General features: G+C 38.1%; 20 protein-coding genes. 10 read left to right on the top strand and 10 right to left on the bottom strand.

What is annotated here, in order from left to right; translation table 11 throughout:
* Positions 1-19 precede the first annotated feature (19 nt).
* The 3 genes from B0169_RS00410 to B0169_RS19190 are packed head-to-tail and all read left to right on the top strand — an operon-like array spanning position 20 to position 1,322.
* A complete protein-coding gene (locus B0169_RS00410) occupies positions 20-775 on the top strand; it encodes a 1-acylglycerol-3-phosphate O-acyltransferase (protein ID WP_077283626.1) in 756 nt (251 codons plus the stop codon).
* A 16-nt stretch (positions 776-791) separates the two neighbouring features.
* Entirely contained in the window at positions 792-1,142 is a 351-nt protein-coding gene (gene rraB / locus B0169_RS00405; RefSeq protein ID WP_077283624.1) for a ribonuclease E inhibitor RraB, read from the top strand.
* A gap of 24 nt (positions 1,143-1,166) precedes the next feature.
* Positions 1,167-1,322 carry a hypothetical protein gene (locus B0169_RS19190; protein ID WP_158077028.1) on the top strand — a complete coding sequence of 52 codons (156 nt, stop codon included), beginning with the start codon at positions 1,167-1,169 and terminating at the stop codon, positions 1,320-1,322.
* A gap of 77 nt (positions 1,323-1,399) precedes the next feature.
* Here the strand turns inward: B0169_RS19190 and B0169_RS00400 are convergent, their stop codons facing one another.
* On the bottom strand, positions 1,400-4,507 hold the full coding sequence (locus B0169_RS00400; RefSeq protein WP_077283622.1) for an efflux RND transporter permease subunit: 3,108 nt from the start codon (positions 4,505-4,507) through the stop codon (positions 1,400-1,402).
* Positions 4,504-5,658 carry an efflux RND transporter periplasmic adaptor subunit gene (locus B0169_RS00395; RefSeq protein WP_077283620.1) on the bottom strand — a complete coding sequence of 385 codons (1,155 nt, stop codon included), beginning with the start codon at positions 5,656-5,658 and terminating at the stop codon, positions 4,504-4,506. The genes B0169_RS00400 and B0169_RS00395 overlap by 4 nt, the downstream gene beginning before the upstream one ends.
* A 268-nt stretch (positions 5,659-5,926) precedes the next feature.
* Between B0169_RS00395 and B0169_RS00390 the strand changes: the two genes are divergently transcribed.
* The gene (locus tag B0169_RS00390) at positions 5,927-6,535 is read left to right on the top strand and encodes a TetR/AcrR family transcriptional regulator (protein WP_077283618.1); all 609 of its coding nucleotides are present in this window, start codon (positions 5,927-5,929) and stop codon (positions 6,533-6,535) included.
* 79 nt (positions 6,536-6,614) lie between these two features.
* On the opposite strand, the gene B0169_RS00385 is transcribed toward B0169_RS00390, so the two are convergent.
* From B0169_RS00385 to B0169_RS00360, 6 genes are all read right to left on the bottom strand, one after another.
* Positions 6,615-7,265 carry a TetR/AcrR family transcriptional regulator gene (locus B0169_RS00385; RefSeq protein ID WP_202971798.1) on the bottom strand — a complete coding sequence of 217 codons (651 nt, stop codon included), beginning with the start codon at positions 7,263-7,265 and terminating at the stop codon, positions 6,615-6,617.
* A gap of 91 nt (positions 7,266-7,356) precedes the next feature.
* Positions 7,357-7,779: a secondary thiamine-phosphate synthase enzyme YjbQ gene (locus B0169_RS00380; RefSeq protein ID WP_412842107.1), complete on the bottom strand. Its 423-nt coding sequence runs from the start codon at positions 7,777-7,779 to the stop codon at positions 7,357-7,359.
* A gap of 421 nt (positions 7,780-8,200) precedes the next feature.
* Positions 8,201-8,665, bottom strand: a complete 465-nt coding sequence (locus tag B0169_RS00375) for a chemotaxis protein CheX (RefSeq protein WP_077283614.1) — start codon at positions 8,663-8,665, stop codon at positions 8,201-8,203.
* Between the two features lie 79 nt (positions 8,666-8,744).
* A complete protein-coding gene (locus B0169_RS00370; protein ID WP_077283612.1) occupies positions 8,745-9,245 on the bottom strand; it encodes a DUF6702 family protein in 501 nt (166 codons plus the stop codon).
* Positions 9,245-11,599, bottom strand: coding sequence for a M1 family metallopeptidase (locus B0169_RS00365; protein ID WP_077283610.1), 2,355 nt, complete (start codon positions 11,597-11,599; stop codon positions 9,245-9,247). Before B0169_RS00365 ends, B0169_RS00370 begins: the two co-directional genes overlap by 1 nt.
* A 178-nt stretch (positions 11,600-11,777) precedes the next feature.
* On the bottom strand, positions 11,778-12,269 hold the full coding sequence (locus B0169_RS00360) for a helix-turn-helix transcriptional regulator (protein ID WP_077283608.1): 492 nt from the start codon (positions 12,267-12,269) through the stop codon (positions 11,778-11,780).
* 340 nt (positions 12,270-12,609) lie between these two features.
* On the opposite strand from B0169_RS00360, the gene B0169_RS00355 reads away from it, so the two are divergent.
* On the top strand, positions 12,610-13,323 hold the full coding sequence (locus tag B0169_RS00355) for a cytochrome b/b6 domain-containing protein (RefSeq protein ID WP_077283606.1): 714 nt from the start codon (positions 12,610-12,612) through the stop codon (positions 13,321-13,323).
* Between the two features lie 349 nt (positions 13,324-13,672).
* Here the strand turns inward: B0169_RS00355 and B0169_RS00345 are convergent, their stop codons facing one another.
* A complete protein-coding gene (locus B0169_RS00345) occupies positions 13,673-14,170 on the bottom strand; it encodes an alpha/beta fold hydrolase (RefSeq protein ID WP_077283602.1) in 498 nt (165 codons plus the stop codon).
* 387 nt (positions 14,171-14,557) lie between these two features.
* Here B0169_RS00345 and B0169_RS00340 point away from each other — a divergent pair, with 387 nt between their 5' ends.
* From B0169_RS00340 to B0169_RS00330, 3 genes are all read left to right on the top strand, one after another.
* On the top strand, positions 14,558-15,553 hold the full coding sequence (locus tag B0169_RS00340) for a choice-of-anchor A family protein (protein ID WP_077284505.1): 996 nt from the start codon (positions 14,558-14,560) through the stop codon (positions 15,551-15,553).
* Between the two features lie 274 nt (positions 15,554-15,827).
* Positions 15,828-17,294, top strand: a complete 1,467-nt coding sequence (locus B0169_RS00335; protein WP_077283600.1) for a methyl-accepting chemotaxis protein — start codon at positions 15,828-15,830, stop codon at positions 17,292-17,294.
* Entirely contained in the window at positions 17,278-17,811 is a 534-nt protein-coding gene (locus B0169_RS00330) for a DUF6436 domain-containing protein (protein ID WP_077283598.1), read from the top strand. Before B0169_RS00335 ends, B0169_RS00330 begins: the two co-directional genes overlap by 17 nt.
* Before the next feature lie 100 nt (positions 17,812-17,911).
* Here B0169_RS00330 and B0169_RS00325 read toward each other — a convergent pair whose 3' ends face one another.
* Entirely contained in the window at positions 17,912-18,286 is a 375-nt protein-coding gene (locus tag B0169_RS00325) for a YybH family protein (RefSeq protein ID WP_077283596.1), read from the bottom strand.
* A 122-nt stretch (positions 18,287-18,408) separates the two neighbouring features.
* On the opposite strand from B0169_RS00325, the gene B0169_RS00320 reads away from it, so the two are divergent.
* Positions 18,409-19,284: a LysR family transcriptional regulator gene (locus B0169_RS00320; RefSeq protein ID WP_077283594.1), complete on the top strand. Its 876-nt coding sequence runs from the start codon at positions 18,409-18,411 to the stop codon at positions 19,282-19,284.
* Positions 19,285-19,429: 145 nt separating this feature from the next.
* Entirely contained in the window at positions 19,430-20,416 is a 987-nt protein-coding gene (dusA, locus tag B0169_RS00315) for a tRNA dihydrouridine(20/20a) synthase DusA (protein WP_179143609.1), read from the top strand.
* Positions 20,417-21,294 lie beyond the last annotated feature (878 nt).

The following is a 21,294-nucleotide window of genomic DNA, read 5'->3' as shown; positions in this document are numbered from 1 at the left end:
AATTTTTTAGGAATGCCCTTTGTTAGCTGTTATACGTATCATACTGATGACTTTAATATTAGTTATCATCTCTATCTGTTCTTGCTTGTTCTGTTTGATCCGACCATTTCATCGCGATAATGTTTATCATACAGCTAAATATCTTGGTAAAGTTGCAAAAGTTTTGGGGCTAGATATTGAGGTTAGAATACCCGACTCGGCAAAAAATATCGGCCCAGTAGTTTATATTTGTAACCATCAAAATAGTTATGACATTTTTACTGTTAGTGGCGCAGTGCAACCAGGAACAGTGAGTGTTGGCAAGAAAAGTTTAAAATGGATACCTTTTTTTGGGCAAATGTATTGGTTAACCGGCAATATTCTAATTGATAGAAAAAACAAAAATAAAGCTATGGGAACCATAGATACAACCGCACAAAAAATTCGTGAAAAGAAACTCTCTGTTTGGTTATTTCCAGAAGGTACTCGCAGCTATGGTCGTGGTGTATTACCTTTTAAAACGGGGGCATTTCGTACGGCAGCAAAAGCTGAGGTGCCTATCGTGCCTGTTTGCGCTAGTAACACCCATAAAACGATTGATTTGAACCGTTGGGATAACGGTAAAATGATTATCGAGTTTTTAGCACCGATTACTTTCTCAGGCGAAGATAAAGAAAAAATTCGTACGGTAACGAATCAAACTCGCAGTGCTATGCTAGCTAAAATTGAACAACTTAATATTGAAACGGGCTGTGAGCTAACATTGCCCGTTGATAAAAAGTCAAAAAATACCTAACCAAGTGAGATAAAAAATGATTGATGAAGAATTGCAACAATGGCAAGAGCATACTGAGCAGTTAATAGAGGCCTTGGTTGAAGATGGTACTAATGAAGAAGTTCACCATACTATTGAGCATCACTTTTCTAGCGTTGATTTTGACACCCTAGAAAAAGCCGCTATTACGGCATTTAAAATGGGCTTAGAAGTTGAAGAGCCAGAAGAAGCCGAATTAGAAACTGGCGAAAAAGTCTTTGCCTTTGACATCATCACGGAACAAGCTTTAGATTTTGATATTATTTTTGATGAAACAAAAAAGATGTTCGAATTAGCAAAACAGTGCAAAGTTGATTATGATGGTTGGGGCACATATTTCGAAGAATAAATAACATAAAAAATAGGTTATCCGATGGAATGGTTAAAAACTTTATTACAACCCGAAACATTATCGCTACTAATTCCTATAGTCGCTATCGTTGGCGCATTTGCTGTTGCAGCATTAAAGGCACACCACCGGCACCAAGAGCGTATAGAAAAAATTAAAAATGGCTTTAATCCGGACTAATAAAAACGCAAAGTGGTAACACTTTGCGTTTTTTTATCATGGCAACTAAAAAACCGAAAGTTAATGACCTTTCGGTACTAGCGTTCCTCCGCGCTTAAGTTAAGTGCTGGTTGTTTGGTTAACTCAAATTCATTGCGCTGGCTAAATAATGAAAACGCTGCTGGCACAAAGATAAACGATAAAATGGTTGTTAACACAGTACCACCAGCGACAGCGACAGCAAAAGGCGGCCAAAAACCACCGCCAGCAAGAATCAAGGGTAAAAAGCCTCCAACGGTTGTTATCGTTGTAGAACTAATATGGCGAGCACAACTTTGTACACAACGAATAATGGCTGCTTGGTCACCCTGTATGGCTTTTTCATCCATTTTTAATTCAGCAATAATGACAATCGCGGCATTGATAGCAAGCCCCATTAGACCTAGCAAACCGATAATTACTGTGAATCCAAAAGGGTAGTCAAAAATATAAACGCTTAGTAACCCCAAGCCAATAGATTGAAATGCCGATAAAAATATAATGGCGCTGAGTCGAAATGAGTTAAAAGATAGCACCACCACAGTCAATAACAAGGTTAGTATTAAACCAACGCTGGCCAGCAGTTTGCCAACCGCTTTATTTCGCTCAGCGGACTCTCCACCAAACTCGATACGATAACCGTGATGTAATTGATAATCAGCTTTAGCCATATTCTCTTTAACGCGATTTAACACAACTGAGGGAAGCACGCCGGCACGAATATAACCTTCAATGACATTCACGCGCACACCATTCCTGTGTGGAATAGCGCCACGGCTAGCTTTGACTTCTAAATCGGCAATCGCAGTCAGTGGTATCGATTGTTTTGAGGTTGGGTTAATCACGTTAACATTCTCTAAAGCAGCTAAATCATCTCGTTGTTCATTACCAATGCGAACCCTAACTGGAATAGACTCTGTTGCTTCGATAATTGAGCCATTTGCTTGACCAGATAACGTTGTGTTTAGTTGTTGCGCTACTTGTACTAATGACAGACCTGCTAGGTTAGCTTTAGCTTCATTAATATTGACCCAAACCTTAGGTGTTCCCGGCTGAAGGGTTGCTCGGCTATGCGTAATATCTTGGGTATCAGCCATAAAAGCGCGTATATCATCACCAATAGATTTTAACCTATCTAGGTTAGGTCCAAAGATACGTAACTCTACAGGGGCATTGAAAGGGGGTCCTTGTTCTAGTTTCCTGACCAATATTTGTGCTTCAGGTAACATTTCATCTAAACTTTTTTGAATGTCAGGAATTAAGCGATTCGCGGCTTGAAAGCTTGTCGCGGTAACCATGGCTTGCCCGTAATATTGAGCACCATCTTTTGTTGGCATTAAATTGTAGTAAAAAGAGGGTGCATTATTACCGATAAACCAGCGAACATCCTGAATACCTTCTAACTTTGTCAGATAATTTGTTAGCTGTGAACTGACGCGCTGAGTATTGATAATGCTACTTTGTGACGGTAAAAAAAGCTCAATTTGAAACATGTCGCGATCAGAAGCCGGGAAAAATTGCTCTTGTAATTGCTTTGCCGCGATAAAGCCAAATAGCGGTAAGCAAAATACTAAAGTGATGATGGTTTTTCGGTAAGTGAGTGACCAACTTAGAACACTAACAAAGCTGCGGTTTAATGCCGGTAAGGTGATCCCGCGTTGGTACCAATGTGATTCATGAGTATTATTGCGTTTGCCAATGAAGCGACCGGCTAAACCTGCAACAATAGTATGAGAGATAATATAAGAGCCAATTAGGGAAAATATAACACTGAGGGCAATACCACCAACAAACTCACCGGCAGGGCCTGGCATTAATACGATAGGCATAAAAGCTAAAATGGTTGTTAAGGTTGAGCCAAGTAATGGTAGCCATAGATGGTTAACCGCATTTGAGACCGCATCAAGTCGACGTTGACCATTCTCCCGATTGGTTTTTATTGTATCAGCCATGACAATGGCATTATCAACCATGATCCCTAAAGCAACCACCAGACCAGTTACTGACATTTGGTGTATCGGTAAACCGTAAAAATTCATCACAGATAAGGTAAATAACACGGTTAATGGCAGCGATAGGGCCACAATTAAAGCGGCTTGCCAGCCTAATGTGATGAGTAGTACGACTGCGATGATGGCAAAACCTACGGCGATATTACTGACTAGATCACTGAGACGAGTTTCGGTATAACTGCTTTGATCAAATATTACTTCTAAACTGACATTATTGGGTAAGGTTTCGGCAAATACCGCTAAGGCTTGCTGAACTGAAGCGCTCCATTGATCGATACGTAAGTTTGGTAGCATGCGTGTGGCCACAACAACAGCCTGCTGATCGTTGATCAGCGCTATTTCTTTTGGTGGATAACTGACGGTTTTTTGAATATTAGCAATGTCCCCTACGCGCATTAAGTTGCCATTATTGTCTGCTTTGATTGAAATATCACTGATCCGGTCAGTGTCATGTAACGCGCCGGCCAATTCTATTTGCATTTGGTTGAATTGATTGGTTAATTGCCCTGCAGAAACTTTAGCATCGGCTTGACGTATTTTTTCTGAAACATCACTAACGGATAGCTTTAGCTGGCTACTCATCATGGGATCGAGTTCGACTAAAACTTCCTCAGATCCTCGACCAAAAATACTGACTAAATCAGTTCCATAAATTAACTTTAATTGATTTTGTAGCTCATTTGCATAGCGCCCTAGTGTCGCGGTATTGGGTTCACCTGTGCCTTGCCAGTTAAGCGCTATTATTTGGGTATAAGCATAGCCTCTATCGTCTTCTAATATTGGTGAGAGTGTACCGGCAGGTAAACTTGGACTGAGATCATTGAGCAAATCTCGCACTCTAGACCATATCGGTTTGGTATCGGTAATTTCATCTTGTAATTTCACTTGTACAATTGAAATACCAGGGCGAGAGTTTGAAGTTAATAGGTTTATTTCAGGTAGTTTTCGTAACTTTTGCTCGATTTTCTCGCTAATGAGTACTTCAACTCTTTCAGCACTTGCACCGGGTAATTGCGTAATAACACTGGCGATTCTGTTGGTTATTCTAGGATCTTCGGTACGAGGCAAGTTGCTTAAGGCCCCTAAACCAGCTACGACTAATAAGGTGATCACCAAAGACATTAAGCGACCATTTTTAACAAATGAACGTATCATAAGCTTTGCCCTTTCATGGCGACGGGCGTTACTTGCTGATCAGCACGCTTAACAATTTGTTTAGGGACATAGCGGTGCACACCAGCAACGATAATATCGACAGGTACTAAAGGTAAACCAGTAATATAAGCAGCGTCTAATGTTGAATATTTTACTTCAACAGTGGTTGCTGAAATCGCGAATAAATCGGCTGTTGTTGGGGTGACTTGATAAACATTCCATTGACCTCTAATACCATCGGTTAATGCCGATAAAGGTAACCAGAAACCGGCTTGCTCAATTTTTTGCTGAATGTTTACTTGTGCTAGTTGGCCATTGTAAAAATGGTTTTTCTGACTCAGAGCTAGGCGTAATTCAACCGTACGACTAATGTCATGTACTTGTTTTCCAATCACTAATAGTGTTGCCGATAAGACTTGTTTATCTAAGGTTACGGGCAATGTTTGTCCGACAGTTAAGCGACTAGCTACGTTAACAGGCACACCGACAGAAACTTCATGATGGCTTTGCTTAATCAGCTCAAAGGCTGTTTGATTTGGGCTGAAGTTCTCCCCTTCGGCGATAGAGCGTGTGCTTATGATGGCATCAAATGGCGCATGAAGCTTAGCCCGTGACATTTGATACGCTATATTTGCTATATTTGCTTGTTGGCGAGACAGATCAGCAATAATGATCTTTTTTTCCGTTTCAAGTTCATCTAATGCCTGCTTAGAGCTATAACCTTTAGAACTTAAATCATAAATACGCGATAGGTTTAAACGATTCAATTCAGCTTGTGCATTTAATTGCGCTATGGTCGCGGCAACTTCTTCTCGCTTAATGGTGAGTAATTCTGTATCAAGCTCTGCTAATAGTTGACCTTTTTTAATGATGTCACCACTATCGACATAAACTTTCGTGACTTTCCCGGCGTACTCAAAGCTGAGCGATGCCAACTGTTTACTGACAACTTTACCAATATAATTTCGCTCAATATCATAAGACAAATTTGGTGAGATGGTTTGAATATTAGCACTATGGTGATAATTAGCGCTTAGTTCACTCGCTTGAGTTTTGTCTTGTTCAGTATCAGAGCAAGCACTTAATAAGGCGCAAGGTAATAATAAACCATAAATTGCCAGTAGTTTTGTGGCGCGTTGGACTATGAACACGTAATCAGCCTTAAAAGTAAAGTATACAAACTAGACTCAATAGTCTAGTTTACTCAAACTAGACTGTCTAGTCTATTTTGATGTATGTTATCGCACGGTTAAAGATCTTTACACTAATCAATGATGATCAGTAGATAACACTATGGAAGAGATAAAGTTGTAGCTTAATAGGGTATAATACTCATATTAATATTGACCTGTGTGATGTACTTACCGGGCATGTATCGTGTTAATTTTTTAGTTTTTATGGATAGTGGTGACTAGCTTTATGGCAAATGTGCGAAGCAAAAGTGAAAGTAAAAGAAAACAGATATTGGTTGCAGCAACGTTGCTGTTTACCGAACAAGGTTATAGCTCTACGAGTATGGATTTAATTGCTAAAAATGCCGGTGTTTCTAAGCAAACAGTGTATAGCCATTTTGGTAGTAAAGATGAATTATTTGCCGCATCAATAAAACAAAAATGTGACTCGTACCAAATGACTGAAATTTCACTTGATACCGCTAGTGAACCGGCAGAAATTTTATTTGTTTTGGCAAAACGCTTTTTGGCTATGCTGACCTCAAAAGAAGCACTAGCGATACATAAAATTTGTGCTTACGAGTCTAAGTCTTACCCACAAATATCGGAACTATTCTATCAAGAGGGTCCCGAGCGTATTGTCAATGATGTGGCAAAGCTCATGGCTGAGTTTGATAACAAGCAGCAGCTAATAATCCCTGAAGCTAAATTTGCTGCCTTACAGTTTTTAAATATGGTGAAGGGAGAGTGCTGGATGCGCCTTGAGTTTAATACTAAAAAGCAAATATCAGAAAGCGAAATTAACCGTTATTTAGACTCGAGTATTGCGATGTTTATTAAAGGCTACTCAACTTAGTTACTCATTAACCTGCACAGTAACTCCGGTCATATTTACTAGCGCTATTCAAGATAAAAGCTAAATTTTAGGGGCAGCTCTACTGTATGGTTTGTACTGATGAGGCATGAGCTTCAGATGCACTGAACATGCCGGTTAACATCGTATCAATAACATACTCTAAATCTGAAGAAGATACTTTGGAACGTGCCATAGCAGCAGTACCTTTGAGCGCGGTATATAAACTTAGCGCGTTACCTGCGCAGTTATGATGTAAACCCAACAAAATGGCTTCTTTATCATTTCTAAACAGCTCACTTAATAACAATTTTGGCCTAGCCTCAGCTTCCGTAAGTAAAGCGGCAGCATCAGTTGGAATATCGCCGCCAGCGACTTCTGATTGACATAATACAAGATAGCAACCTTTTGGCTGTTCAGTACTACATTGCATACGAACAATTGACATCATGTAGTTTTTTAGCCGAGTGTGTAAAGGGGTATTCGGTTCATACAAGGCAGTAGAGTGGCTTGTTAAATTGTGTTCGATATAATATTGAGTAGCCTTAATGAATAAAGCTTCTTTATTACCAAAAGTATTATACATACTCGGCTTATTAATCTTCATACATTTTGTTAGCTCAGCTAAAGAAGCACCAACAAAGCCTTTTGCCCAAAACACTTCCATTGCTGCTTGTAATGCAGTTTGCTCATCAAATTTACGCTTACGACCACTGACCACAATGATATCCATTTATTGTTCTCTCTTGCCTGTATTGTACTCAATGGTATATTTGAGATCAATTGCTCAAATGATCAGTTTATTACTTACAGGTAAAAAGTCTCTACTCGCCGCTAACGGTTAAAACAACAGTTCTGGAGCCAGCATAATCACGATGCTCTCCTAGGTATACTCCCTGCCAAAGCCCTAGATTCATTTTGCCATTTGATAATGGAACACTAACACTGCTACCTAAAGTGCTAGCTTTGATGTGTGCTGGCATATCATCAGGCCCCTCATAGGTGTGGCGATAATAAGGGGCATTTTCTGGCACAAATTGATTAAAATGACGTTCCATGTCATCGCGCACTGTTGGATCGGCATTTTCATTAATGGTTAATGATGCAGAGGAGTGTTTGATAAACAGGTGCAACAATCCATAGCGTACCGGGGAGAGTTCATTAAGTGCGTGTTCAATATCTGCGGTGATAAGGTGAAAGCCACGTGAATAGGCGTTTAAGGTGATTTCTACTTGTTGCCACATAATGATTTATTCATAGGTAAATTTATATCATAGCATTATTGCCAACTTATTAATCAGCGCTTGCTACTAAGGTTTGTCATTGCCTTTTGCTAAACACTTAGGTTGTGTTTCGCTATGATGATAACTGGCTATAATTATGGTATCGCAAATATCTGCAAAATTTACTTATGAACTTAGTATTCACTGGGAAATTATGCTTATGATATGGATAAAATAATATGCTTGGAATATAACTGCCTTGAAAAATATCTATCTTGGAATACTAGATGGCGAAGTTTTATCTGGTAGAGTTATCTAAGATTTAAACGAGTAATATTAGCCGTTAATGTTAGGTATTAACGATTAGCAATAGATACATGTAAAGTAGCGTGAAAGTAAAAAGCCTCATGTTTTATGAGGCTGAGCAAACAGTTGTTAGCTAGATTTACTTATCAAAACTAAATTCAATAAAGGCTTTACCATGCTTAGAAGAAAGCGGAATAATGACAATAGGTCCATCGGCTTTATGGGTAATGGTATGATTTTTACCTGAAACAACCATAGGTGTGGCCATATCAAATTCAATACCTTTTTCACTCAACATACGTTTTGCGCCGCCGGTTACCATATTGGTAATTTCGCCAACTAAATCAGTGATTTCTTCATTGATTTCATCAGGACCTTCGCCGACCATGTTTTTCATTGTCGCTAAAGCAAGTTCACCTTCAAAGGTAATAGATAATGAGCCTTTAGTTTGCTCACTTACCATGCCAATTAAGCCAGAAACATCACCTTGAGCAATTTCATTTTTTTTCAAACGAGGTTTTTCAGGTGTTAGTTCCATTTGCGCCATGGTTGACATAACATTAAGCATTGAGGACAAAAACGGATTTATAAACTCTACATTCATGAAGTTTTCCAAAGCCTTTTGGTGTAATCTAGTCATTAGATTTTGCACGCATATGGGCAAAATGTAAATCTAACTATTATTAATTGTTAATTTCAATATCATTAATAGTAACTGATCTTTTGAAAGTTAGGCTACCTTTTATCGTATTATCGTAAAAATTAACTGTATTTATTTGTTTTTCGTAATTTTCGATTAACAAACGATTAGTTATTTTTAATCCAATCAACGAATGCTGGAACTCAGCTTCTTGGTAAACAAAGATGATACCGTGATTTATTTCAAACCCTACCCAGTTTAATGGTACGGCTTTATTTTGATATGCTAGCTGAAAGTTTGCTTCGATATATTGACGTATAATCTCTTCATAATTTGGGTGAGCCACCGAAAAGTGAATTTGTTGATTTTCAGCAATCGCATTATCTATATCATGTGCCGTTATTTGATGAATGACCTCAATGGCTTGAGTGTTTTCATTTAACCTGAGGTCCGTGATGCTAAAAAAGTAGCGGTGGGCAAGCGCATTTGCGGCCAGCCCACACAATAGCAAAACAAAAAAACGTTTAGCTAGGCGTAACAACATTACGGTTGCTTAACCTTAGTTGCTTTTTCGTCTTCGTCATCAAGGCTTTTTAATTCAACATTATAATCACGCATCATGTCTTTTTTCTTGCGTTTGTATAGTTCAAAGCGAGACTTGATTGGACGTGCAGGCCAGTAGTTGTTATTAACATCTACGTCAGCTGTTTCCCAATTGGGATCAATAGCGATGGCAGTAATTTCTTTGTCACGAATCAGTAGTTTTGATACATTTTTACTGTTACGACGCCAGATTTCGGCAGGTAAAGTAACGCGTTCAACGGTATTGTCGGCAAAAGTTAAATCGAGAATAATTGGCATAACTAAGCCGCCTTTATTTTCAAAATCAACAATGTAGAAGTTACGTTCATCTAGTAGTAAATCTTTTTGCCATTGCTCAAGTTTTTTGTTGCTCGCGTTATATTTGTTACGTGCTGCGTTGGTTGCGGTGAATTTGTCATGCTCGTTATAAAAGTCTAATAATTCAGGCTTATCATGCGTGCGAACCCATTGACCACTATTACGGATTTTACTGATAAATTCAGGCTTTTCGTTGTCTAATGCACGCTCCCATGCCGCTTCTGTATCTGGATTTTGGCTGTTAGGGCGGTATAAATGAATATTACCTAGCGCAATATCAACATGATCTGTGGTGTAAAACCAACCACGCCAGAACCAATCTAAATCAATACCTGAAGCATCTTCCATCGTTCGGAAAAAATCAGCTGGGGTAGGGCGTTTAAACTTCCAGCGTTGTGCGTATTCTTTAAAGGCAAAATCAAATAATTCACGACCCATAATGGTTTCACGTAATATATTTAATGCTGTTGCTGGCTTGCCATAAGCATTATTGCCAAATTGCAAAATTGACTCTGAGTTAGTCATGATAGGCACTTGGTTGTTGCTTTTCATGTAGCTCGTAATGTTTGCGGCATCACCACGGCGAGAAGGATAGTTTTCTTCCCAAGCTTGCTCTGCGACAAATTGTAGAAAAGTGTTTAAACCTTCATCCATCCATGTCCATTGACGTTCATCAGAGTTAACAATCATTGGGAAATAGTTATGACCTACTTCGTGAATAATAACGCCAATTAAGCCGTATTTAGTTGCACGAGAATAAGTTTTTTCACCGGTTTTTTTATCTAATGTTGGGCGAGGGCCATTGAAGGTGATCATAGGATATTCCATGCCACCAACGGGACCATTTACCGATATAGAAACAGGGTATGGGTAATCAAAAGTATATTTACTGTATTGCTCCATGGTATGGATAATCGATTCAGTAGAGTACTTTTCCCATAACGGGTTGCCTTCATTAGGGTAGAAAGACATGGCCATAGTGTCGGTTTTACCGCCCTTATAACCTTGTGCATCCCAAATGAACTTACGACTAGAAGCAAAAGCAAAGTCACGAACGTTTTTCGCTTCAAATTCCCAGGTTTTGGTTTTGCTTGAACGAGATTTCTCGTTTGCTAATGCTTCTTCAGGGGTGATCACTAACACAGGTTTATCGGCATTTTTAGCTTTCGCTAAACGATTACGTTGTGTTTTTGTTAACACTTCTTTTGGGTTTTGCAAAACACCGGTTGCAGCAACAACATGATCAGCAGGAACTGTGATGCTAACGTCATAATCACCAAATTCTAAGGTGAATTCACCGCTACCAATAAACTGTTTATTCTGCCAACCCATAACATCGTAATAAGCAGCTGCACGTGGAAACCAGCTGGCGATTTCGTAAAGATAGTTATCGTCTTCTTTAAAGTATTCGTAACCCGAACGACCACCTAAAACTTTCTGTTCATGTAATTGGTAGTTCCAATTGATATTAAGTTCAACACTATCACCTGATTTCAATGATTTTGGCAGATCAATACGCATCATGGTGCCATTAATCACATAAGATAAATCTTTACCGTTTGAACCTGTGACTTGAGTAATGTTGTAACCACCGTTGAAGGCTTCTGTTTCAATAGCGTTTCGTAAGCCACTGTAAGTTACTTTCTTGCTCGGTGCTGTACGGGTTGTTTTGGAACTTGCGTTTTCAGCTAGTTTGTTTTGATCTAATTGCAGCCATAAATAACGTAAAGTATCAGGTGAGTTATTGGTGTAATCAATTGTTTCACTACCTGACAAGGTCTGTTTTTCGTCGTTAAGGGTAATGTCAATTTTATAATCTACATCTTGCTGCCAATATTGGTGGCCAGGTGCACCAGACGCTGTACGGTAAGTGTTTGGTGTTGGTAAATTTTCTTCCAATTGACGAAATTTATCGTCACTGATGCTGTTTTTTGCCATGGCTTGGCTGCTTGCCGCAACACAAAAACAAAGTAAGGCAGACTTAATTGAATATTTCATGATTTCCCTGATGAATTAAAAACCTAATGAATTTTATAATAAACGCATCTTTATAACACTTTTTAACTTATCAGCGAGTAATGTGCGGCTAATTATGCGACAAGTTGCATAAAAAATAGGTTAAGTCGTTATTGTCGAATATTTACATGTGGGTACTTAAAAGCAGGACTGAAAGCTTCTATTGTATAAAGTCTTCTAGAAACCATGCGGCAAGTTCGTGTCTACCATCTATATTTGCTTTGCTGTAAATAGTTGATGCTTGCTGTCTTACCGTTTTTTCTTTGGTACTTCTGACGGCGCTGATCTCTTTAAAGCTTAACCCTTTGAGTAATAGCATCGCGACTTCCTGTTCACTGAGGGTAAGTGACCATTGTAAAAACTGCTCACGGATCACGGTGCTATATTTATGACGCGCGTTTAGCATTTCATCAGAAATATTTTTAAATTGATCATTCGATATTGTTAATGCTTGTTTTAGCCTTTTGATACTAGCTGTTCTGTTACGCATATCTTTAATGAGAAAAAATGCAGCTATCGCGGATGCGATCACCACGAAACTTTCAGATAAAATATGCCAGCTAGGTACTCCCAAAGAGATATCGGCAAGTACGTCAAAAAAATTTAAAAACATAATAATAAGTAATATGATTGTGATTAACTTATCTCTCATAAAGTTCTCATTTATCGGCGGAATATACTGTTAGTAGACATATGTACCATAAAAATATGAAGTTAGTCATCGACACTAACTTATGTCTAATGATGTGGGATGCCAATATACGTTACTTTAGATGCTAATAGTTGTTCTAGCGCAAGTATCCAAAGCAAATACTGTTGATAATAAAGATATGACTTAGTTTTGCTAAGACTTACCGTTGTTGTGTTGTTACACAGACTGTATGCACTTTCGGTTATTAGGCTATTCAACGATGAATTATATAAATTTGCTGCTAGCCTTGTTTTTTAGTTAGCTGATTTTATTAACATATATTGAATCAAAAGAGGTTGATATGAGTATTGAACGCGAGCAAGTTTTTGTTTGGAGCCGAAAAGTAAGGGTATTTCATTGGGTGAATGTTATCGCAATAACCCTACTTATTTTTATTGGCTTGGTTATTCTAAATGGCAAGCTATTTGGTGTTAGCACTGATGGTAAAATATTGTTGAAAACAATACACGTTATTGTGGGTTATGTTTTTGCAATTAACTTACTGTTTAGGTTGTTAATTGGCTTTATTGGTAAAGGCTATGAACGATGGAGTAAAATATTACCGTTTAAACAAGGTTTTTCCCAAGCGTTGCTTGAATTTAAGCAACATAAAAAAACAGCCTATAAAGGACATAATCCGGCAGGAAAATTAATGGTGCTGGCTTTATTTTTACTTATGTCAACGCAATTTGTTTCAGGTTTAGTTATTGCCGGAACAGACATCTATTATCCACCGTTTGGTGATTATTTTGCTGAAAGCATTGCCATTGATAAAAATAATGTAGCAGACATTAAGCCCTACTCAAAAGAAAATGTTGATGAGGCTGCTTATCAGCAAATGAGAGCAATAAGAAAGCCTTTTATTACAGCCCATGTGTATGCTTTTTACAGTTTACTATTTTTGATCCCTTTACATATTTTTGGGGTCATTATTGCTGAGCGCAGAGAAAAAACAGCCTTAGTTTCCGCTATGCTCACTGGCTATAAATATTTACCGAAACATGACTCAAAATAAAACATAGCTAACCTTGTGTGATGTTGTTTTTATAGTCTAGAAGAGATTTTTAGCACGCTATTGAGGTCTTTTGTTTGCCAATTAAGTGTCATTGAATGTAATGCTGTAAATCACATTGTCAGCTTTAAATTTTATATAATGCTTTTGATTTAAGCGGCTGAATTGAATGCTTTTATTTTGCTCTATAGCTTGTTTTAATTTGAGTGTCTTAATATTTAGCGCACTAAACATATCAATATAAACTAAGCGATGTAGCATATTAATGGCTAATTCAGCTTGTGGCCGAGTAAATAGTACTGAGACTTTACTGACTTGCTTTTCATTTGCTTGTGTAAAGTCAAAGAACAAGCTATTTTTTAAGGCTTAGTAAAAAAGCTTTAAATAGCGTTTTTACTTGTTCAATTGAGGTGTTTAGGCGGTGGTCACCAGCAATCAAGTGGAGCGCACATTTTGCCTGCTGTGCATATTTAATTGAATGCTCGACCGGAATAATCTCATCAGACCAACCATGTATGATATTGATATTTTTTACCTGGGTGGTATAGGTTTGGTGTTGATAGTCAGGCATGAAAAGCGCAGGGGCTAGCAAAAATACCGCTATTGGCTTGCTGGTTTTTGCGGCGACCAGGGATACATAACCCCCCATACTTGAACCGACTAATATATAGGCTTGAGTTTCGTTTTCTAAATAATGGTTGAGTATTGAAACACGCTCATCAGGGCTTACTATGTCACTGTAGTCTATGCTATCAACCGAAAAACCTAATGTTTTAGCTTCGTTGGCAAGTTGCGTTATTTTACTGCCCCAAGGACCACTTTCTTTACCATGTGAGAAAATTACTTTCATTTGTTATGCCTTTACATCTGAGGTAATGCCGTAATGGAACATTATTAATAATATAATAAGCGAGTTGTTTGTTAAAAAATAGATTAAATATCAGGAAATTAAATAAAGCATTAACACACAGAAAAGTCGGTAATTGCGATAGTTAACCCAATGCGCATTGCATCATTTTTGCAGCGTAAGTGAGCAAGCTATGTACTCTAAGCCATATTCGCGAGTATCTCTATGACTTTAGTACTTTCAGTAATGTTGTCTAATAACTTTACACTCAACTTGTTTTTGCATGATGTAATATGTAAAATATTAATAATTATAGTTACTTATAAATCTGGTCTGACCTTTGCATGGTATGGCTTGATCTTACAAAAAATTTACTAGAGTTGTCTTTATATGAACGTCAATCGCTTATTGCATACTGTTTCCATTTTACTCCTTTCGAGCCTTAGCTATTCAGCATTAGCGGGCATTATTAACTTAGGTGCTGCGAGCAACTATAATGCTTTTATTCATCAAAATTTCTCATCAACAGGTAGTGATGTTGAAGGACGTGTCGCGGCAGGTGGTAATGTTAGTATCAGTAATTACAGCATAAACATCAAAAACTCACAGCAATTATATACTGATACCAATGTGCTGCCGGCTTTAGTTGTTGGCGGTGATTTAAATTTTACTAGCGGGCAAATCGCCGGCGATGTCTATGTTGGTGGTGATTATACTCCAACAGGATCAGGCACTATTACAAATGGTAGCTTAAATAATATGGCTGTTGCCCCGGTTGCTCCCATTAATTTTGATACTGAGTTTGCTTTTTTAAATGATTTATCAGCCAATCTTGGTTTGTTAGCTGCAAACGGCGTAGCTAAGGATCTCTACTCTTCTAACCAGTACTTGAAAGGCGCAGGTGAAAATGATCTAGCAAACGACCTGCACGTGTTTAACTTAAATGCCTCTGATATGTTGTTTAATGTTTACCACCTATCAGCTGTTGACCAAGGCGACACGGTATTACTTAACATCGCTGGCACTGATATTACGACCAGTTGGGGAGACTTTGGCGGTGACAATAACTCTGCTACTTCCCTTAGAAATATGTCAGATAATGTAATATTTAACTTTTTTGAAGCTGAGACATTAAATATTAATGCCGCGTTATACGGTTCAATATTAGCGCCTAAAGCTGATATTAAAGCACCGTATGGCGTTATTTGGGGACAAGTTATCGCGAACTCTTGGCAGGGTAATACGCAAATAAATGATAACCCACTGGCAAATCAATCAAATAATGCCCCCGCTTTGGTTGAGCCAGCGGTAACTGTACCTGAGCCGTCAAGTTTTATTATTTTGGCCTTAGGGTTATTTGCTTTGTTTGCCTTTAGAAGACAATAACCCCCATCAGCGCTCAGTCTTGAGTTATTAATTACCTCAACTCAGTTCAGCCTAAGCAGAAGTTAACGCTTATGCTTAGGTGTCTGAATTTAATGTCAGTTCATTACGGCATTACCATATAAAAGCAAGTCGTTTAATTTATCCGCGAGCATTTCTTAATGAGATTATTAATGCGGGTTAATTGATCTTTTATTTCGTCTGGTAAGTATTCATTGGCTATATTTAATAAGTAAAAGAAAATTAGTAATGTCACATAAGGCTATAGTGAAAGATTATGAATAAAATAAATAAAGTATTTTCCAGTGTGCTTGTCTTGCTCTTTTGTGAGTCAATCGCTATCGCATTTTTCTATGGTACATTCGCGGAAGCTTTTGTTATTGGCATACCCGCATTATTTGTACCGTTATGGTTAATGAATACAGCGCCGGATGCAGCATTAACTAAACACGCCTCGGCATTATCAGCAATGATATTCGCAGCACTACATATCCATCAAATGAATGGCTTAATAGAGGTTCATTTTGAAATTTTTATGTTGATGGCGATATTGATCATATTTAAAGATTGGAAAGTGTTTATTTCCGCTATTGCTTTAGTCGCCCTTCATCACATGTCGTTTTATTTTATGCAAGTAGATGGTGTTGGTGTTTATATTTTTGATGAAGATCGTTTGTTATTCTCAACGGTATTGCTACATGCTGCTTATGCAATTGCCGAAGCTATCATTGCAGGTTTTATCGCGAAAACGTTATACGATGATAGCCAAGTCGGTAAAGAGCTTGCACAAGTTACACATACGATTATTGAGAATGAAAAATCACTCGATCTAAAAGTTAGAACTAATGCTCATAGCAATGTGGTATTAGGTGAGTTTAATCGACTTTTATCTATTTTCGACAACGTGGTTGCGGGCGTTAAAACACAAACTAATGAAGTGAGCATAAATCGCAACAATTTAATGTCGGTGAAGTCTGAGCTTGAAAGCTCGGCGAGAAACAGGCAACAAGAAACAGAGATCATAGTGTCATCAGTTGAAGAAATGGCGGTAACTGTTGCTTCGATAGCGCAAGATACCAATAAATTGAATGAACAAATGCAAGCGGCAAGTACATCGACTCAAACCGCTAACCAATACATTGAAGAAATTAATGTTAAAAACAGTGAACTTACGGGTGCACTAACAAAAACAAGTGATGAAATAACCGCTTTAGCAAGCTCTAGTGACGTTATTACCAGTGTTTTATCAGAAATTACCAGTATCGCAGATCAGACTAACTTATTAGCTTTAAATGCTGCAATTGAGGCTGCAAGAGCTGGTGAGCAAGGTCGCGGCTTCGCTGTTGTTGCCGATGAGGTAAGAGCGCTGGCCAATAGAACCAAAGAAAGTACAGATAAAATCGCAACTACGCTTACTCAACTTGTGGCTTATTCAAAATCATCTACCCAATTAATGGCCGAATGTCTTGATGCTGTCGAGTTAGTTATTTCTGTGGCAGAAAATGCTAGTGTAGAAGTACTTAACTCCGCACAACTAGTTTCATTATCAAGTGATATTGCACACTCAGTTGCTGCCGCAGTAGAAGAGCAATCAGTTACAACTAATGAAATAGCGCAAAGTACAGAGAAAATGAGCTTACTAGGGCAAGATGATGCGAGAAAGGTTGAAATGTTAGCGGAAGAAGTTAATAAAATTTCAGGTGCAATTACATCATTAGAGGCAAGTATTGCTAGCTTCAAATAAACAAATAACACGCTATCATTATGCCGTGTTTGTACTTTGGCTTGTTTTAACATTGGCTGCGGCAGTTTATTTTATAACGGGTCGCTTACTGCCGTTTGATCCAAATAGAAAGTTGTTAGGTCAAGACAGTAGTGTTGTGATTGAGCAGCTGAAAGAAATTTCAGCACTTAAAAATATTAACCTCAGCAATACTATTGTTCATTTCACAAGTCATGAATGTGCATGTACTCAATATAGTAAAGATCATAAGCGTGCCATTAATAAACAAGCAAAATCAGCTGGATTTGATGTGGTTAACATTAATATACCCGCTGATTTATTTACAATTATCCCGTCAACACCGGCAATTTTAATTACCGGTGGGGTAGAAGAACTATTATATTTCGGACCTTATTCAGCAGGGCTAGCCTGCTCAGAATCAAACGGTTATGTTGAAACAGTATTAAAAAACTACGCACAAGGTTTTAATTCTGATCTGGTTATTAGTGATATTAAAGGCTGCTATTGTAATATTTGAGCCTTTAATGCCAGTTTTGTTGTTGTTCATACTTGCTTTTATCGTTAACAAATAAATACTTAACTCATCAAGCGATATCATTATGTAACTTGATAGCGCTTTATTTCTCTCCCAAGATCTCAAATGAGTCGCTTTTCAAGCGAGCTTTACCATCAGCTTCAACGACCCAATGTTCGCGATGTACAACACCGAATGCTTTATTCATTTTCCACTCAGAGGTAAGAATATAGCCACCATTTTCATCGGCTTCCCAGTTAACATTTGAGTACTCAACATTACTAAAACCTTGCGCTATAATGTTTTGCCAACAGGCTAAAATCTCTTCTCTGCCTTTGAAAACACCAAGGGGCTTAGCTTGCATAATACAATCTTCGGTGTATTGAGCTGCACATCCAGCAGCATCTTGATTATTAAATGCTTTTTGCCAAGCGCTGATGCCTGCTTTACATAATGCTAAAATATTATTGTCGGTCATGAGGGAAATCCTTAGGTATGTTACATAGGTTAGTTACGAGCACAGGTACAGAATATAACTATTAATTACTAAGAAAAATAAAGATAATAGAACTTACTGTTCGATTTATAAGGGTAATAAGGGTGAAAAAAATTCGCCATATGTCAGTGTTTTCACACATTGTTGAAGCAGGTTCAATTACCGCAGCGGCAGACTCATTACAATTATCTAAATCAGTAGTCAGTCAGCATCTTAAATTACTAGAGCAGGAGCTTGGTGTGCTGTTAATTAAGCGCAGCACCAGAAAGCATACCCTCACCAGTGCGGGAAAAGATTTTTATGAGTCATGCAAGGCAATTAATAAAATAACAGAGTTTGCTTGGCAAAAAGCGCAGGGAACAACTACGTTACCTCAAGGGCCTATTACTATAACCGCACCGAATGCTTTAATGGATATTGTTATCGCGCCAACAATAGCTAAATTATTGCTGGAGTATCCACTGCTTGAACCTGAGCTGATCAGTGGGGATAGTCAACTAGATTTAATGGCAAATAATATCGACCTTGCCATTAGAGTTGGCCCTTCGCAAGCGAGTGATATTAAACAACGTAGAATTGGAAAGTTCAGGGATATTCTTTGTGGCAGTCATGCGCTTTTGCAAAATGATAACATTGATAAGCCAGTTTACATCGCCAATACATGGCAAGGTAAACATGTTAGTCACCAGTTCGTTGATGCCAAAGGTAATAAGTTACATTATGAGGCTAATGCACTGTGCCGTGCCAATTCATTTTATTCTTGCTTAGCGTTAATTAAGGAAGGAGTTGGTATTGGTGTCATTCCAGATTTTCAATTCAACACCATGAAACCCTTTTTGTCTGAAGTGTTCCCAGAACTTACTTTACCAATAAACTCTATTTACGCCTTGCACACTTATGATAACCATTTACCTGCCAGTATTAGTGTTTGTATTACAGCGATAGAAAAGCGCCTTATTGAACTGTCTAATAGCGAATGACTGAAATCATTGCCTAGCTAACAGCTGAACACTTAAGTTAATTATTTTGTTTAGCGACGGCAAAGCCCGTATAATTCAATAAAACGTAAAACATTGCTTTTACGTTATCGTCTTATTTTAAATCCGAAGGCCTTTGATTAACTTTATGATATCTCACAAACTTTCCATAGCACCCATGCTTGATTGGACTGATCGGCACTGTCGTTATTTTTATCGTGTTATGTCCAAGCACACAGTGCTGTATACCGAAATGGTCACTACGGGCGCAATATTACATGGGAAAGGCAATTACTTAGCTTATAACGAGCAAGAGCATCCAGTGGTTTTGCAACTAGGCGGTAGTGATGTTAATGCGATGACTGAATGTGCAAAAATTGCTGAGCAGCAAGGTTACGATGAAGTTAACATTAATGTTGGTTGTCCGTCAGATCGTGTGCAAAACGGTAAATTTGGTGCCTGTTTAATGGCTGAGCCTCAACTTGTGGCTGATTGTGTGGCGAGTATGCAAAATGCAACAAATATCCCTACAACGGTCAAGTCACGTATTGGTATTGATGACTTAGACAGTTATGAATTTTTACAGCAGTTTTTAACAACGGTAAGCGCTGCTGGTTGTCAGCACTTTATTATTCATGCTCGTAAAGCGTGGTTAAGTGGTTTGAGTCCTAAGCAAAACAGAGATATTCCACCACTGGATTACCAAAGAGTTTATCAACTGAAGCAAGACTTTCCGGAATTAGATATTTCGATAAATGGTGGTATTACAACTTTCGCTCAAGCAAATGAACATATGCAGCACATTGATGGGGTTATGATCGGTAGAGAGGTTTACCAAAACCCGTATATGCTAGCGCGAGCGGATAATGAAATTTGGCAAGCTGATAGCCACGTTAAAAGCCGCTATGAAGTGCTTAATGAGATGGTTAGTTATATTGATAATCATGTTGCTAACGGTGGTCGTGCCTGGCATGTCGCAAGACATATGTTGGGGTTGTGTAATGGCTTGGCTGGTGCGAAACAGTTTCGTCGTTATTTAAGCGAGAATGCTAATGGCCAGGGCGTTGGTGGTGAAGTGTTATTGCAAGCTTTTAATAGAGTGCTACAGCTTAATCCTGATTTAAATGAAATTTAGAGCTTAATGTTTCCCGTTTCATTGAGTTCATCTACTTTATCTTTCCACGTTTTAGAGTCCCAATATCAATATGCATTGTTCGGTATTGGGACAAAACTCATGCCATCTTAATATTAACGTTTCTGGTCGACTGAGCGATTACAGTTGAAGGCGCATTTCTTGATAATTATTACATTCTTGATAATTATGACTTTCGTGAAAAATGTAATGCGTGATAACTGTGCCTGAGTTTTTGTATATGGCCTATTTAGCAATGTTGTTTAAAGCGTTATTGATTGGCACAAGAGCAGAGCCAAACCAAGCTGTCAAATAAGTACCTTGTCTGAGTATAGTGCTAGTGTCAGCCAGCCTTCCATGTTGAAGTGATACGTTAATATATCGTCCGCTTTTTAACCGTTTTTGACGGGGAGTTAAAAGCGACTATAAATTAGTTAATTTCACCATATCGCAACTTTAATGTTGTGTATTGGTAAATTATATCGATGACTTAAAAGGTGATTTAAATTAATCTGCTTAATAAACAATAGTTTAATTTTTATTTTGTTTTTGGCACAACCTTTGTAAGCGTTAATGGCACTTATATTAATAGTGCTATAAAAAGTAGTGCTTTAAATGACTTAAAAAGGAAGACTGCCGATGCCAAGCTTAACCATATTATTTACTCTGTTTATGTTACCTGGTATTTGTATGCTAGCCACGTCCTTAGTTGTGGCAGGTTTAGAGCGAAAAAAATCGGCGTTATTATCGCAACATTGATTAAGAGTCATTACCTCTGCAGGCATTCGTTTGCTTTGATGTTACAGTACGCAGGCAGGTTGCAATAGCTTGACGCTACATGTGCTCATTAGTGTTTGTTATTTCGCATGCATTCTTTATTT

It is taken from the genome of Cognaticolwellia aestuarii, from assembly GCF_002000025.1.
Lineage (GTDB): Bacteria > Pseudomonadota > Gammaproteobacteria > Enterobacterales > Alteromonadaceae > Cognaticolwellia > Cognaticolwellia aestuarii.
The sequence above is the reverse complement of the archived record's forward strand: the minus strand, read 5'-3'. Positions and strand labels throughout refer to the sequence as shown.